A 16,317-nucleotide genomic window follows, 5' to 3' on the forward strand; every position below is an offset into this window, starting at 1 on the left:
ACCAAGATCAAATTCTCAAGAAAAATATATTCTTTGAAAACTTGATAAATGATTTATTTATCTCTGATTCTATTTACGAGATTAAAAGTTGCCTTTTAATCTTCGCACAAACTTTATGTTTGCTTGCACATTGTCTTTCTATCACTGTCAAATAGCTTTTTGCGTCACTCGCTGGTCACGCTTTTTTGTTCTTCTTCTTAGCTTTTCACTTAAGAAGCAGTAAACATACAAAATATCGAATTATTTCCGCAACTCCTATTTTCCTTTTTCTTTATTTTTTTCCTAAGCTTCTGAAAATTAGTAAGCTTTTCTCTTAATTATCCTTGGTACCTAGTTTTCTTTGCCTTATAGGTAAAGGTAAAATCATTAGCTTAAAAGAACAAATTAGAAAATATTATAAACGGCGAACACTTATTTAGAAGACTTAAACTGTGAGAGTTAGTATATCACAGTCTTTTTTTTATTCCACTATTATTTTGGCTACATCGTCTTTAGCACCCCCTTATAACTTTAACATGCGCCTTGCAAGTTGCTAGCAAAAGGAAGACAAATCCTTCATGAGTAATTCACTCGGACCTTTAAACCAATAAGCTTGCACTACTTATCATTTAACTCTTTGGCGTGAATAACAAAAGCTTTTCATAACAAAGAAATTTAGCTTGGTCTACTCTTTAAAACTTTCTTAGATTTTAGCCTTTTCTAAAGCTTTTCTTATAAAGCAGATTAGATGGCTTTTAAAAGTAACCTTGGGCAGCACTTAAGAAAAGGAAAGAGTCAGCTTCTAGGGTTAATCACCTTTCAGAGTAGGCATAAAGAGTTTATCTAAACTTTGTTAATCCCACATTCCACAAGTTAATCTCCTTCATCATCTAATTTGTGCTAAAGGGAACGAAAAACTGTCAAATCATGTCTCATTCTAGGGTTTAAATTAAGGATTAATTCTGGTGTGCTTTCATCTAAAAGACCTAAGGTAAAATTCAATAAAATGGTAAGAGTGCTTAAGCCATAAAATGTTAATTTTTTAGAGGTTACTAATATACTCTCTCTTGTTGGCTAAGCATTGCCTAGTTTAGACACAATTTAGCAAAAAAAGCTGCTGAAATAGAGGGTACAAAAAGAAATATTCAAAGAGCTTGGGGGAATTACTGACAATTACTAAGGTTGGCTTGAATAAAGAAATTAAAAAACTGAATGCAGCAGACGAGACAATAACAAAAAGATAATCATAGCTTTGCTTCAAAATTTTCTTGCAAAGTGGGGAAATATTTTATGTTTAGTGATTCTTACTCCTTAGATGCAAGTTAGGCAGACCAGAAGCTTTTGATAAAATTAACCTACAATGCATGGTCTTTTAATAATTTAGGAGGCCGCTTAATTTTTAAGTCCTTTTAACTACAGCTTATTGTTGAAGCAGCTACTAACCAAAATGGCCTTTTTTATAAAAGTTTTGCCAACGGCCTCTACCCTTTGTTGCCAAGCTGCTGTTTTAAAAGGTTTATTCAATAAAGCTTTCTTCATCATCAAGAGACTCTTCTTTAATGTAGCCCAGCTGAAATAAAGGGTCCATATTACTATAAATGTATTGGCAGAACCTTTGTAATTCATCTTCCAGCTGCCACAGCTTGAGTTCTTTAGCACTTACTTTGCTTAGGTCTCGAGTACCATGTTCTCTGGGAAACTTCAAATCGTACCAAATTTTGGTTACAAGCAGCCCATCGATCTTTGTTCTTGCTTCCACAGCATTATAAATGCTTTCACCGGGTAGGAAAGAAAAATGAATGGCACTGCGCATCATGTTAATGGTGTCTGCAGGAGAAATTCCTATTAATTTTATCGCTTTTCTTAATTCTTCCCGCAAGTTAGTGTCTACAATAGCAGGATCATCGGTATTTAAGCTAACGGCGATACCTTGTTCTAAGAAAGCTTTTAAAGGCACTTCCTCTATTTTAACACCTGTGGTGGCTTGTACAGTGGTCAGGCATATTTCAACCAATTTATTCCTTTTTAAAAGGTTTAAATTTTTTATTAGATTTGTTGTATCCGCGATCATCGTTCCATGCCCTATACGTTCAGATACCTTTAAGACACTAGAAAGCTCATCTTTCACATATTTTTGGATGCTATCATAATGCGAATTGGCAAATTCAAGAGTATGATAGGTAACTTTAACGGCAGGATAATGCTTACGCAAGGCTTTAATAATAGCTATTTGATCATAAAAATTATTTATTGAATTGGCAGTATTCTGAGGGCCATCCACTGTCAAGCCAACTATTCGTTCCTTTTCATCAGCTGCAATGTAGGCCGAAGCTGCCAATGCCCAAGCAAAAAATTCACCTAGCGAGTAATGACGCATAACTTCAAAAATTAATTTAATAGTAATGGGATTACTGGCATCAAATACATTCGGACGCAGTTTAATTTTCTGTTTTTTTAATAGACTATTAATCTGCTGATTAATATCTAGTTCAGCTTGATCAAGCTCATCATTCATCACTTTTTCGAAGGCTTCTACGTATGTCATGTTTAGCAAGCTTTTCCACTCTTCTTCCAGATTCTCCATCTTTTTCTGTGGATCTTGGCCTACTTTATCTCTCCACCTACCTTGCAGCTTTCTTTTAAACTTATTTTTTTCGCTATCCGTTAGTAAGACATCTAGGGTATGTTTGGGGTTAATAAGGTATCCGATAAATTGCTCAATTTTATCAATGGGCATTTCTTCAATGTGCTCATATTCATCAGCTTTAATTTGAAGTTCCACCTCTTCAATAAATACGCTAGGTACAGGCACTACATACAAGCCAAACATGAGCTCATTATAAATAATATTGCTTAGCTCTGCTTGATATAAGATAATCAAAAGCTGTTCACTTAGAGGGATTCTATCTAAGATACTGCCTATCGGTCCAAAGGTTGCATCAAATTTCCTACTTAAAAATTCCTCTTTAAACTTAAAAGATAATTGCTCAAGAAGGGGCTGGTTAACCGGCACGCAGCACAATTCGTGTAAAAATGTACCTAGCGGCATGCTATACTTTTCTTCAATTTCTTGCCAGGTAAGTCTAGTAATATCATGGCTTTCTAATCCATTTTTTGTTGGCGTCTTCTTCCTTCTCCAAACCTTCTTGTTTTCATCGTAATAAAGATTATATTTTTTTACTAACTTTTCAAGCTCCCAGGGTGGTATAGCACCCTCTGTATGCTCATGTAAATTTGCAAAAGGAAAAGGTCCTTCATCTTTGCTTCTTGCTCCATACATCGACTGAAATGAATACTCTTTTAGATGGCCCGTCGCCACTCTTACGTTATTATGCAATTCTTCAAGGATCCTATAGACAATTTTATTAACCCTTTCATCGCCTAATAATAAAACTTCTGAAGGAGAAATATCTTGACGATGGAGGCGCGAGGGGGGTAGAGATTTGGACCTTGTAGATTTGGATTTAGCGAAGGAACCTGCAGAATTTTTTTCTGAAGCTTCATCACTCCTATCTACCCGCGCACTAAGAGAGTAGCTAGAAAGCCTCATCCTCATTACATAATTGCTGAAATCAGCTGCATAACTAGCTGCACAACTATAAGTAGAATCATAGAAGGAAAAAAGCCAACTTATCATTTATTACTCCATCATACAATTTATAATAAATTTCAGCACACAAACGTTTGAGTTTGAATCTAAAGCAGTAGTTGACCATGGCACAATAGCCACTAATTAAATAATTTGCAATACTATTTTGATGCATGAATCATAGAATAGATTAACCCCCCTTTAATAAAAGGGGGTATCCTAAAAAGATTAAAAATGGTTAATTCCATGCTGCAAGAATAGCTAGCAAGAGAAGAGCGACAATATTAACAATTTTTATCATGGGATTAATTGCAGGACCTGCCGTGTCTTTATAAGGATCGCCGACAGTATCCCCGGTGATAGCAGCATGGTGAGCAAGAGAACCTTTTCCACCATAATTTCCTTCTTCAATTAGCTTCTTAGCATTATCCCATGCGCCTCCACCAGAGGTCATAGATAAACCTACGAAAAGCCCTGTCACTACTACCCCAAGAAGCATTGCGCCTAGGGTGACAAAGGCTTCATTTTGCCCTGCAACATATAGAATTACAAAATAGACTAGAAAAGGAGCGCATACTGGCAGCAAGGAAGGAACAATCATTTGTTTGATTGCAGCTTTTGTCAGCATGTCGACAGCTCTTCCATAATCCGGACGTGCAGTTCCTTGCATAATTCCTGAGATCTCTTTGAATTGACGGCGTACTTCTACGACTACAGCGCCCGCTGCACGGCCTACAGCCATCATACACATAGCTCCGAATAGATAGGGAAGAAGGCCACCGATAAACAAACCTACTACTGTATAAGGGTTTTGCAAATGGAAGCTCGCCATATTTTCAGGAAAATAGTGAGCCAAGTCTTGTATAAAGGCGGCAAAAAGGACAAGTGCAGCAAAGCCAGCTGAACCTATAGCATAACCTTTTGTTACAGCTTTAGTGGTATTTCCCACAGCATCAAGCGCATCTGTAGTTTTACGAATAGCTTCTGGCAAATTACTCATTTCTGCAATGCCTCCCGCATTATCTGTCACAGGACCATAGGCATCCAAAGCAACGACCATTCCGGCTAAGGCTAACATACTTGTAGCTGCCACCCCAATCCCAAATAAGCCTGCATTCAAGTAGGAGACGAGAATACCAGCACAAATTACCACGACTGGAAGGGCTGTAGCCTCTAAAGAGACAGCTAAGCCTTGGATAACATTCGTGCCATGTCCTGTTGTAGATGCTTCTGCAATACTTTTCACAGGCCTATACTTTGTCAAAGTATAATATTCTGTAATCCACATAAGTAGACCTGTTACCACCAGACCAGTAAGCGCACAACAAAAAAGATTAAATCCATTAAAAACATGATTGTTTGCTTGATAAGCAATATCAAAGCCTAGCAGCCAATGAGTCAACCCTGCAATAGCCATGGCAGAAAAGACTGCGGTAGCAAAAAATCCTTTATAAAGAGCTTTCATAATATCATGAGTAGTTCCAAGACGTACGAAAAATGTCCCGATAATAGAAGCTATTACGCAAACTGCGCAAATAGCTAAAGGATAATACATCATTTTTTCTAAGATAATATCTTGAAAAAACATGCCAGCAAGAAGCATAGTCCCTACGATGGTCACTACATATGTCTCAAAAAGGTCTGCTGCCATTCCTGCACAATCCCCTACATTATCCCCTACATTATCAGCAATAACAGCTGGATTACGGGGATCATCTTCTGGAATACCTGCCTCAATTTTTCCTACTAAGTCTGCACCGACGTCTGCTCCTTTAGTAAAAATTCCTCCTCCTAAGCGAGCAAAAATGGAAATCAAGGAAGCACCAAAACCTAAAGCGACGAGAGATTCAAGAAGTTCACGAGCAGGAATGGTAGAATTTTTTAAAAAAATGTAATATCCTGCGGTCCCTATTAAACCAAAGCCAACCACCAAAAGACCCGTAATGGCTCCCGATTTGAAGGATACATTTAAGGCTTGCTGAAGACCTTGCTTTGCAGCTTCTGTAGTACGAACATTTGCTCGCACAGAGATATTCATGCCAATATAGCCTGTTAGCCCAGATAAAACAGCTCCAATTAAAAAGCCCACGCTTACATACCAACCCAATAACCAGGTTAAAAGTGCAAATACTAAGATTCCCACTAGACCAATCGTTTGATATTGACGATTTAAATAGGCACGAGCCCCCTCTTGAATAGCTGCTGCTATTTCTTGCATCCTTTCATTACCTGTGCTTAGGGATAAGACAGAACGTATTGTCAAAATTCCGTAGAACAAGGCTAAAAGGCCGCATACGATTAAAAATCCATCTTCGTATGACAACATTAGTTTTCCTCTTTGATTTTGGTTAATGAAAAAAAATAAAAATAGTAGAGAGAGAGGAATTAGTTCAATAGGAAAAGATAAAACTGATGAAAGATAGATTTTATATCTGTATAGTTAAGATATCTTGCCAGCAGGTAGTATAACGAGGAGAGCAATTTTCTTGCCTAGCTTTCCATGGCTGCTTAATGCCTTCTGCAGCCATTTTTATTACTCGGCGGCCATATTGATGATTTAATTGATCTATTAGATTTATTAAGACTTGCTCTTTTTTATTGCTAAAATGATTTTCTTCAAAAAGGTCAAGTTGATAATCACCTTTTGATACTAGACCTCCCAGAGTCAAACCTGTCTTTTTATATAAAAAACCTTCGCGAAATAGGCGAGTTACACCTTCCTTAGCATAAGTGATCATTTTGGGTGTATAGTCGCTAGGTTGAGGTAAAGTAATTTGCATGTTATTGTAATAGTAAGGAGACTGATGATGCTTATTAGTCATCAAAAATACATCTATAAATGAAGCTTTGCTCTGCTGTTTACGCAATTTCTCAGCTGCTATGGAAACATACGTTGAAATAGCTTCTAGCAACTCATTTAAATCTGAAACAGCTTTACTAAAAGAGCGTGAACAAGTGATGGATTTTTTAGATGCCGGAGCTTCTTTTAAAGATAGGCATGATACTCCTCGCAGTTCCCATGCTATTCGTAAGCCTGTGACTGAAAGATTTTTTTTTATCCATAAGTCCTCAGAATTTTTAAACTCACTGGCTGTGTGTATATTCTGGCGATGGAGGTAAGAGGAAATTTTCTTTCCAATCCCCCAAATCTCATCAACAGAAAGTTGGCGCAGCACCTTTTCGCACACTTCCATAGTTTCCATGGAAAAAACATTTTGGCAAACAGAATATCTTTTAGCCATATCATTGGCTATTTTAGCAAGAGTCATGGTAGGCGCTAGGCCAATAGATGTGGGTATCCCTGTATGTTGGAGGATGATGCGCTGAATTTCTCTGCAATAAGCTTCCTTATCTACAGCATCTACCCTTAAAAAAGCCTCATCGATAGAGTATATATCTATTTCGGGTGAAAATTGCTGCAACGTGCGCATCACACGATGAGACATATCACCATATAGAGTATAATTAGAGGATAAAACTTTTACATCATATTTTCTAAATAAATCTCTATACCCAAAAGCGGGAGCACCCATTAAGATCCCTAAAAATTTAGCTTCTTTGGAACGAGCTATAATACACCCATCATTGCTCGAGAGCACTACTACCGGCTTTCCCATCAAATGTGGATTGAAAACTCTCTCACAAGAAACATAAAAATTATTACAATCCACCAAAGCATACATAAGTTTATTGCGGCCGATGGATGACATAAGTAACCACCCCCCATACTTGAAAATCAAGAGTAGCATTTACGTATAAAATCGAAGAGGATGGATGAGCTGAAACTAGCTGTATGCCTTGGGACCCTAATACATAGCGTCTGACCATAAATTCGCCATTTACAATAGCTACGATGATTTTGCCACTTAAAGGTGCTAAACTTCGGTCTACCACCAGAATATCTCCTGAACAAACCCCCGCTTCACGCATAGAATCACCTTGCACCCGTACAAAAAACGTGCTTGCAGGATGCTTGACCATCAGCTCGTTTAAATCCAAACGCTTTTCTATATAATTTTCTGCTGGTGAAGGGAAACCTGCCGAAACACTATCTTGGAATAAGGGAATCAATAGCTTTTTGGCAGCTGAAGAGCTTGAATAAAAAATTTCATCCATCGTCTGTGTTTTCATACAAGTTTCCCTAATAAAGCTACTTAAACCCTAGAGCATAAAATTTGCTTAGGTTTTTTAAAATTAACCACAGCTATATTAAAATAAAGGCACTAATAAAAGCATTTTTTAGTAACAGAGCCTTCTGGCAACTATCCATTAAATTAATTTCTTAAAACTCTATCAATTTTAGGAGGCTGACTTTAAAATTCTAATGAAAGGGATTTTTTATCAATCCACTATAAAGCAAAGCATCCGTTCCTATAAGACCTTAAGAAGGTTACCCTTCTTAACCCCCTCATGCTACCTTTCCAAGCATTAAGGTATTCTAGAAAATACTGGAAGGAGCCAACTTAAGTTATATAGCAAAAACTATTTCTTGCAGCTATACCTTATCTCGCATCTTTATCTAGATCTAACATCTTCTCTTGCGCAAGGCAAGTTACATTAAAAATGTTTATGAAAGCCGCTTGCCAAAACGCTACTTTTTTCCTATCTATTTCTATCATTATAGACTTTAAAAAACTTAGTCTGCATGCTCCACCTTCTGAAAGATATCCCTCTGCTTAGCAAAAGGAGCTTTATAAAGTATGAGACTGGATAAAAGAATAGATTAAAGGCGTATTATTATACTATTCATTCATTAATCCACAGCCTCGTGTAATTCTTCAACATTTTTAATCACTTTCTTTCTAAAAGCTAGGGCATAAATCTCCTTTTTGGATAGCTAGATAATATCTTTTGCAGCTTATCTCCTTTAAAGGAAGCTATTTTTACCTTGAAAATCTACACCTTCTTATTAGCTATTTTAAAAGCTTCCTAAAGCTTACCAAAAGTTTTTTAGTAGGACTTAAAGTAGGCTTTGGCTTCATTTGCGCTTTAACTTTAGCTTTTATCTAAATACTGCTTGTTTTGTGTTAAGCAAGCAGCTACACTTGTCATAAAAAAACCTACAGACGTCTCGTGAGCAATACCGTTTATATTAACTGTGACAATATAAGTAAATCCTTTGGAACTCATCATTTATTTAAAGGTATCTCCGCCGGCATTTTTCAAGGAGATAAAATTGGAATTATTGGGCCCAATGGGGCTGGAAAATCTACCTTTATGAAAATTTTGGCTGGTAAAGAAAGTGCCGACGAAGGGACAGTAGCGATTAGACGCAATTTACGGATTGCTTATGTCTCTCAAATGACTTCTTATCCAGATCAATCAATTTATGAAATTCTAAGAGAAACTTTAAACTCTAATGATCCTCATTTAGCACCTCATGAAGCAGCCATACGTATTGAATCTATTATGAGTAAAACTGGATTTCCAGACATCCAACAAAGTGCTAAACTTTTGTCAGGAGGTTGGAGAAAACGCTTAGATATTGCCAAAGGGCTTATTTGCGATCCTCAATTACTACTTTTAGACGAGCCTACTAACCACTTAGATCTAGAAGGCATTCAATGGCTTGAAAAATTGCTCCAGCAGGAAAATCTGACCTTTATGGTAATAAGCCATGATAGATATTTTTTAGCCAAGATATCGTCCCGCATGTTTGAATTAAATGCTCAATTTCCTAAGGGGCTATTTACGGCAGTAGGCAATTATGAAGACTTCCTACTGAGGAGAGAACAATTTTTAAGTGGCCAGGCGCAGTACCAAAAATCTTTATCATCCAAAGTACGTTATGAGCAGGAATGGCTAAAGCAATCTCCTAAAGCACGCACGACTAAGGCCCAGGCTCGCATTCAACAAGCAGGCAAGCTAATTGATGAGCTAGCAGATGTTCAAACAAGAAATAAGCAAACACGCTCTCTTATTAATTTTACTTCTACTGACCGTTTAACCCAAAAGCTGCTCGTTACCAAAAACCTCTCCAAATCTGTGGATAATAAATTGTTATTTTCTAAGTTAGATCTTACTCTTTCTCCTGGAATGCGCCTAGGAATCATTGGAGCTAATGGAACCGGCAAGACAACATTATTAAAGATGTTTGCAGGAATGATACCACCGGATGCAGGAACAATTAAATTGGCAGAAGGCTTGCGTATTGTCTATTTTGACCAACACCGTTCTCAGATGCCTGCTCACCTTACTTTGAGAGAAGCTCTAGCAACCAACGGAGAATATGTAAGTTATCGGGGACAACATATTCATGTCAATTCTTGGAGCAAGCGCTTTTTGTTTTCTCCTGATCGTTTAGATTTACCTATTAGCCAATTATCCGGGGGAGAGAATGCTCGTATATTGATTGCTCGTTTAATGCTACAGCCGGCAGATATATTATTGCTCGATGAACCTACCAATGATTTGGATATACCTACTCTTGAAGTCTTGGAAGAAAGTCTATGTGAATTTACTGGTGCGATAGTTCTTATTACACACGATCGCTACATGATGGATAAAGTTTGCAATGTGGTTTTAGGATTAGGGTTAAAGGAGCCTATTCAGCTTTTTGCTGACTATTCTCAATGGGAAAAATATAAAGCTAAATTTGATACTCTCGATAGCCTTAAAAAAGAAAAGCCAGCTGAGAAAGCTCATGATAAAACTGAGCCTTTAATACCTAAACTATCCTACAAAGAAAAATATGAATTAGAGCAAATAGAAGCGAGCATCATTAAATACGAGGGTCAAGAAAAAAAACTTCATGAAGACATAGAAAGTGCTTCGGATGCTAACTTGCTACAGAAAAGCTGTATTGAATTAAATCAGGTGCAAGCAGAGTTGGAAAAACTTTATGAGCGTTGGCAATTTCTTGCCAGTAAACAAACTTGATCAATCCTTTTCCAGCCAAGCAAGAAACAATTTTATAGATTCCCCCCAAGCCGTTTAAGAGGAGCTCCTCTTCGAAATCTCGCTCTCTCCTTAAAGACACGATTGCATAAAGGGCTGATTAAAAGCGTGTTAATTTATTCATGCCTCTATTAGATATGAGCTCATTGCCTTGTTCATCCCCATGTCAAATTTTTATCTAATTATTTAGAGAGTATTTTAAGAAGCCTTATCCACTACATTATTCGCTTTTTCTTAGGGAAATGCCTTAAAGCTAGCTATGTTTCACATAGAAAAATCACCAAATATAGAAAACAATTCTTTTGGCTATCCAATCAAGAAGCCCGCAGCTTAGGGTTTCATTTATCTATCTTCTCTTGTTTTTCATAGATAGTAGGTGAAGTTGTCTCTTTTAAAACTAACCAATCATTACCCCTTTTTTATAAAAAAGCTAATAAAAGTATTGATAATAGCCACTACCACAGCAAAAGCTAGCGCCGAAAACGCGTCATTTACAAAAAACCCTGGAACTATCCAAGAAGCTAACATAACGCAAAAAGCGGAAACAAATAAGGTGGATAAGCCTAATGTTAAGATTGTAAGAGGAAAAGTTAAAATTAATAAAAGAGGGCGAACAAAAGTATTGATAAGCCCTAAGGCTAGAGCAACACCTAGAGCATTTCTAAAATTTGGAAGGCGAATGCCAGGTAAAAGATTAGCAGTAATAAAGATAGCTACGCTGTTTACAATTAATGAAACAATTTTTTTCATATAAAATCCTTGCTAAGTAGTTAGTCCTGTAATATGTAGATGGATGGCTAAGCTCTCTGTCTGCTTAATAAAAGCTATTTTCTGATAGACATGAATCATTTGTCTGTTTCCAAAAGAATCGTTGCTGTAATTGTATGACCACCCTCTGGGCATGCTGCATTGATTAAATGCTTTATTCATTGCATGCCTAAACCCTTATGAAGGCAAAGATGACTGATTATTAACTTAAACTCTGCTTCGTAAGTTGCTCATGGCCCCATTAACATGCAACACTCATAGTACTTGAAGAAAACTTATTAAGCTCTTTTTTTCAGCTACCCGTACAAGATAGCAATCAAAAAAGTTTGCACAAATTTTTGCTAACTTTCTATAAGCAATTCAAATTTCTAAAACGATAACTTAAAAAAGTGGATGTTACATACTCTTTTCTGAAATTTCTCTATGAAGCTACTTAAGCCTCCTCCCCTTCTGGCCTTATAGGAGGGCTTATATATTGGATATCATCTTTAAATTGGGCTTGCATACCATAACAATAGGGAAAAAATGGGATAAAAGTATGATTGGCTAAAGCTAGACCGACGTTAAAGCTTCTAGGAAAGAACTCCTTCCTATTTCAATTGCCCCATTTGCTGAATGATCGCTAAAGCTTCTTAAGAAGCTCTAGACATTTCTTTCACTAAGGATAGAATTAAATTTTCAACCCTCTTAAAAGTCAAAGCCCTACTTGTTATTTGATAGATGTTTAAAGCTTATGCTAAAAGAAGAATTTCACAAAGCAGGAGATATTAGGAATAAATAATAGCCTATGCAGATCTGCTTACTTACTAATAAAAAGCCAAAGAGCAAGCATGCCTTCATATTTTATCCATGATTCCGCCCATTTTGCTGAAACACTGAAAAATCAATAGATTAAATTAATTTTGAAAAGTAAACCCCTAGGAGGAAGGGTGGAGTTTAGTAGCAGAAGCCGAATAAATATAATGTTTTTTAAGAAACTAAATTTTCTTAAAGCTATCACTTTCGAAAATACGTCCTGCTATCTCACGCAATTCTTGCCATGCTAAACGTACGAGCACGTAACTTAAGATAAAAAACCAGCGCATAAGATGATTGATCTGAACAAAAGAATTGCAGGCAAAAAGATAACCGCTGAAAATTGCTTTAGTAAGCCGCATGGGCAATTCTTTAAGCTGCTTACCGATTAAGAAGATAAACGTGTAAAATTTTTGCAAAAGCTTAAACAAACTTTTTTTAGAGGCTTCTAAAGCACTACTTAACAATTGTTTGGCCCCTCCCTGAATCTTCTTCACTTTCCCTAAAAAAAATTCTAGCATTTGTTGCCTTTTTTGCTTAAACCCGCCTTTAGGATTAGAAAATTGCTTAATAAAGCGAGGAACTATTATTTTAAAAACATCTTTTGCCCAATTCCCCATCAGATGTTGGCTAAAGCGCGATGCTTTTAAAGCCGATAAGGTTAAGTTTTGAATAATACTACTTAAGTGTGTCAAATGGTGGTTTAACTTTGCCCTGCCGCTTTGGAAAAGATTGACGCTCCATTGGATTTGCGGCCTAGCCCATCCAATAAAGGGAAGAGTCACATTGACCACAGTTGAAGCCATTATTTCTACATGTTTAGAAATCTTTAGTCCTAAAGTTTGTAGCGTCTCATTGATGCGCTTTAGCTGATGGATTAGGTTATCGTTAAACCTCTGGATTTCCAGGCGAGGTTTTTCTATCTGCTTTTTTAAATATTTCTTAAAGGCATTAAATCTAACCTTTAAATCATTGATATAAAGATTAAGAGAGCCAGAAAACTCTTCTTTAACTATTTTCCACATCAATGATGCAAATTGGCGGGCCATTTCTACCTGCTTATCGCCTCGCTGATAAGTCTTTTGTAAGAGCATTTTTGTAACTGCTTCCGCGGTTTGAATGCTTCTTTGCATGATAGGCAAATAAGGCTGCAACAAACGATAGCTTAAAGCAACCATAGAATGTTTCAGATGTACAAACAAAGCCTGGCTTGTACGTTGGATCCATTGGATATATTCTATAGTATGCTTAAAGGCATGCGAAAAAAGATTTTTCATATTATGAATAGCATTCTTGCTAGTTTCATGACTTTTAAGTGTGTGCCTTAGCTTGTGATGCATCATTTGGAAAGGTTTTAAGGAGAAATAAAATAAAAGAGGGACAGTATTTTCAACCATCCATTTAGGTAATCCGTATAGCAATAAATAAGGAGGTAAAGTGAATGCCAAAAAGATGTATTTGCCTGCGCGTGCAACCACTAGAAAATTCTGCATAAATTTGCCAATCTTAGCCGTTGCTTCTCTTTCAAGACGCAAACGAGAAGATCTTATTGTATCTACGGGCTTTACCACGGGCGCTACCCTTGCCGTAGGATTACGGATCATGGCATAGAGATCATTGCCTGGCGTACACCTTCCTATACTGTCGCGCGCTACAGGGCCTTTCATGTATCTTTATATTTTGGTTAATTTAGTCTAGACACTTATATTATTTATAATAAATTTTAATTGAATTTTGCATTTATTATCAAGTGAAATAATCGTCTATAAGCTTTCTATCCCTCTAAATTTTCATTTTACTTGCATCAATTGGCTTAAATCCTTATAATCAGCTTGCTTTATGACTTTAGGAGTATAAAATGGTTCGTATTAGTAAACAAGCAGAAAGACGCAGCAAATCCCACCGCAAGCCTAGCCCTCCTGCTAAAAAAACTGGACCCCGTAAAGAAAATTTGAAAGAGGGATTTAAATCTCACTCAAATGCTTTGGAAGGCACGATTGCCAAACAAGCTTTTATTCCAAAAATTAAGTAATCTAAGGATCGAGTTATGTCAAGACATCCAAGCTTTGGAAAAGCCAACAAAGGGGCCACCAAACGTAACGTTTTAAAAAGATTTGAAAGAATCGATGTATTAAAAAAATTAGGACGCTGGGATGCGGAAAAGAAAACTCGCATAACAGGTTTACCTAAAACACCAGTTCTTTAGAAGAGTTACGGAGCCACTACAGGCTCCTGGCTTTCCATCTTTTAAAAGTTTTTTATTCTTTCCCTTGCATTCGATAGGTCTTTCTGTTAACAAATTAGCTTTTAACCCATTTATTATCTTTGTGCAAATACACGTCTACAATAAGCAAAAAAACTTTTCTTTTTCTCTTCGGTTAGTCAAAAAAATTGCTGATGCTGTTATTAAGCTAGAAAACCAAAGGTGTGATGAGCTATCTATATATTTTGTAACACCTCTTGTAATTTCTAAGCTACATCAGCAATATTTTGATGATCCCTCGATAACTGACTGTATCTCTTTCCCTATGGATACGAATGATCATGGAGAAGCTCCGGAGAAATATAGAATTTTAGGAGAAATTTTTGTTTGCCCTCAAACTGCATTTGAATATGCTAAAAAACATTTAGGCGATCCTTACGAAGAATGTACTCTATATATTGTGCATGGGCTGCTTCATTTGATGGGATACGAGGATACGGAAAGAAAGAAAAAGCTGATTATGCGAAAAGCAGAAAAAAAACACATGATTAACTTAAAGAAACTTAATCTGTTACTATTACCTAAATAGATAATAAAGGAGAGATAGTTGTTTCTCATTTGGATGTTCTTTTTAACACTTTTCTTCCTCATCGGATCTTTTCTTCTCACAGCAGTGATTAGCTCTTTCCGTCGTATGCATAAAAAAGATGCTCAAAAGCAAATCAAAGCGATGGATTCTTTTTTTTTGTACAGATCCTTTCATCATATTTTTTTTCCACATCATGAATACGAAAGCCTATTTTTCACAGCAATTTGTGCACAGAACTTAGTGCGTTTTGGTTATACAGCGTGCGGCATTATTTTTCTTTTGCAGACGAGCCTCTTTGCCTCCCTTCACCAAAGGCCTCATTACCTGAATGCATCATGGATAGTTATAAGCCTTCTCATTTTAATCCTAGCCTCTTTTGTTTTGGGGGATTACCTACCAAGATTATTAGGTACACATCTACCGGAAAAGGCTCTCAAAATAGGGCTTTCTTTTTCATCTGTTTACTTTTTCCTTGCGTTTCCTCTAGCCTTTATTTTTCTAAGAATCTCCCATTTAAGATCTTATGATTTATACTTCGATTCAACACAGGTACCTAGTGCTCAAGCTAAAAAAGAAATTATTGAATTAATTCAGGAAGCAGAAGTTAGTCCCATCCTCAATCCTCTTGATAAAAAGCTTATAGAATCTGTGTTAACTTTTAAGGAACGCTGCGCTCGTGAAGTGATGGTGCCCCGCCTCAATATGTTTAGCTTATCCGCAGACACATCTATCAAAGAAGCAGCCCAGCTTTTGCAACATGAAGGGTATAGCCGTACGCCTGTGTATCGCCATTCATTGGACAATATCGTAGGAGTACTTATGTATAAGGATATTTTGAAAAAATACATGGAATATGAGGAAAAAAAAGATCCTAAGATTCTAGATACACCAATTGAAGCTATACAAAAAAGCATTTTGTATACTCCGGAGACAAAGAAAATTTCCAATCTTTTACAAGAATTTCGCCAAAAACAAGTTCATTTTGCTATTGTGGTTGATGAATATGGGAGCACGGAAGGGGTCATCACTATAGAAGATATATTGGAAGAAATTGTAGGAGAAATTGCAGATGAATATGATCAAGAAGAAGAAACTGTTAAACAATTAGCGGACGGCTCCTGGATTATTGATGCTAAAATGAGCATTTTCGATGTAGAGGCGCAGCTTGGCATTCAAATTCCCCAGGAAGAAGAATATGATACCGTGGGCGGCTATGTATTCCATGTGGCTGGCGCCATTCCCTCTACGAATTTTATCATCCATCATAATAATTTTGAGCTAGAGATTTTAGAATCTAGCGAGCGCTCAGTAGAAAAAGTGCGTATCAAACCCGTTGAATCTTCTCCTCCTCTAAATGAGAAAGAGTAATCTACTAAAGGAAACCTCTCCTACTCCAGTCCTAGCTTTATCTTCCAGCCCTATTTCAATCCTAGGCTCAGCGAAGCTGACGGGCATGCTCTCTTTTATTACAGCTCTTAATTTATTATTCCCACATTT

Annotated in this window: 12 protein-coding genes; 5 read left to right on the forward strand and 7 right to left on the reverse strand. The window is 36.8% G+C overall.

Going from position 1 to position 16,317, the window contains the following annotated elements; genetic code table 11:
• Nucleotides 1-1,495: 1,495 nt before the first annotated feature.
• The 4 genes from NEOC84_RS09425 to umuD form a co-directional block, all read right to left on the reverse strand.
• A complete protein-coding gene (locus NEOC84_RS09425) occupies nucleotides 1,496-3,616 on the reverse strand; it encodes a hypothetical protein (RefSeq protein WP_166158589.1) in 2,121 nt (706 codons plus the stop codon).
• A 190-nt stretch (nucleotides 3,617-3,806) separates the two neighbouring features.
• Nucleotides 3,807-5,894: a sodium-translocating pyrophosphatase gene (locus NEOC84_RS09430; protein WP_166158592.1), complete on the reverse strand. Its 2,088-nt coding sequence runs from the start codon at nucleotides 5,892-5,894 to the stop codon at nucleotides 3,807-3,809.
• 100 nt (nucleotides 5,895-5,994) lie between these two features.
• Nucleotides 5,995-7,278 carry a Y-family DNA polymerase gene (locus tag NEOC84_RS09435; protein ID WP_166158595.1) on the reverse strand — a complete coding sequence of 428 codons (1,284 nt, stop codon included), beginning with the start codon at nucleotides 7,276-7,278 and terminating at the stop codon, nucleotides 5,995-5,997.
• Entirely contained in the window at nucleotides 7,256-7,699 is a 444-nt protein-coding gene (gene umuD, locus NEOC84_RS09440; protein WP_242678254.1) for a translesion error-prone DNA polymerase V autoproteolytic subunit, read from the reverse strand. The genes NEOC84_RS09435 and umuD overlap by 23 nt, the downstream gene beginning before the upstream one ends.
• Before the next feature lie 942 nt (nucleotides 7,700-8,641).
• Between umuD and NEOC84_RS09995 the strand changes: the two genes are divergently transcribed.
• On the forward strand, nucleotides 8,642-10,447 hold the full coding sequence (locus NEOC84_RS09995; protein WP_347566671.1) for an ABC-F family ATP-binding cassette domain-containing protein: 1,806 nt from the start codon (nucleotides 8,642-8,644) through the stop codon (nucleotides 10,445-10,447).
• 426 nt (nucleotides 10,448-10,873) lie between these two features.
• Here the strand turns inward: NEOC84_RS09995 and NEOC84_RS09450 are convergent, their stop codons facing one another.
• From NEOC84_RS09450 to NEOC84_RS09460, 3 genes are all read right to left on the reverse strand, one after another.
• Nucleotides 10,874-11,215, reverse strand: a complete 342-nt coding sequence (locus NEOC84_RS09450) for a phage holin family protein (RefSeq protein WP_166158598.1) — start codon at nucleotides 11,213-11,215, stop codon at nucleotides 10,874-10,876.
• A gap of 12 nt (nucleotides 11,216-11,227) precedes the next feature.
• On the reverse strand, nucleotides 11,228-11,395 hold the full coding sequence (locus NEOC84_RS09455; RefSeq protein ID WP_166158601.1) for a hypothetical protein: 168 nt from the start codon (nucleotides 11,393-11,395) through the stop codon (nucleotides 11,228-11,230).
• Nucleotides 11,396-12,210: 815 nt separating this feature from the next.
• Entirely contained in the window at nucleotides 12,211-13,695 is a 1,485-nt protein-coding gene (locus tag NEOC84_RS09460; protein WP_166158604.1) for a hypothetical protein, read from the reverse strand.
• Between the two features lie 191 nt (nucleotides 13,696-13,886).
• Between NEOC84_RS09460 and NEOC84_RS09465 the strand changes: the two genes are divergently transcribed.
• The 4 genes from NEOC84_RS09465 to NEOC84_RS09480 all read left to right on the forward strand — a co-directional run bounded on the left by NEOC84_RS09465 (nucleotide 13,887) and on the right by NEOC84_RS09480 (nucleotide 16,188).
• Complete coding sequence (locus NEOC84_RS09465) at nucleotides 13,887-14,060, forward strand: hypothetical protein (RefSeq protein WP_166158607.1); 174 nt, start codon at nucleotides 13,887-13,889, stop codon at nucleotides 14,058-14,060.
• 15 nt (nucleotides 14,061-14,075) lie between these two features.
• Nucleotides 14,076-14,234 carry a small basic protein gene (locus NEOC84_RS09470; protein ID WP_079979899.1) on the forward strand — a complete coding sequence of 53 codons (159 nt, stop codon included), beginning with the start codon at nucleotides 14,076-14,078 and terminating at the stop codon, nucleotides 14,232-14,234.
• Between the two features lie 121 nt (nucleotides 14,235-14,355).
• The gene (gene ybeY, locus NEOC84_RS09475) at nucleotides 14,356-14,820 is read left to right on the forward strand and encodes an rRNA maturation RNase YbeY (protein ID WP_347566672.1); all 465 of its coding nucleotides are present in this window, start codon (nucleotides 14,356-14,358) and stop codon (nucleotides 14,818-14,820) included.
• 105 nt (nucleotides 14,821-14,925) lie between these two features.
• Nucleotides 14,926-16,188, forward strand: a complete 1,263-nt coding sequence (locus NEOC84_RS09480) for a hemolysin family protein (RefSeq protein WP_347566673.1) — start codon at nucleotides 14,926-14,928, stop codon at nucleotides 16,186-16,188.
• The last annotated feature ends 129 nt before the right edge of the window (nucleotides 16,189-16,317 follow it).

This window comes from Neochlamydia sp. AcF84, from assembly GCF_011087585.1.
In the GTDB taxonomy this organism is placed as follows: domain Bacteria; phylum Chlamydiota; class Chlamydiia; order Chlamydiales; family Parachlamydiaceae; genus Neochlamydia.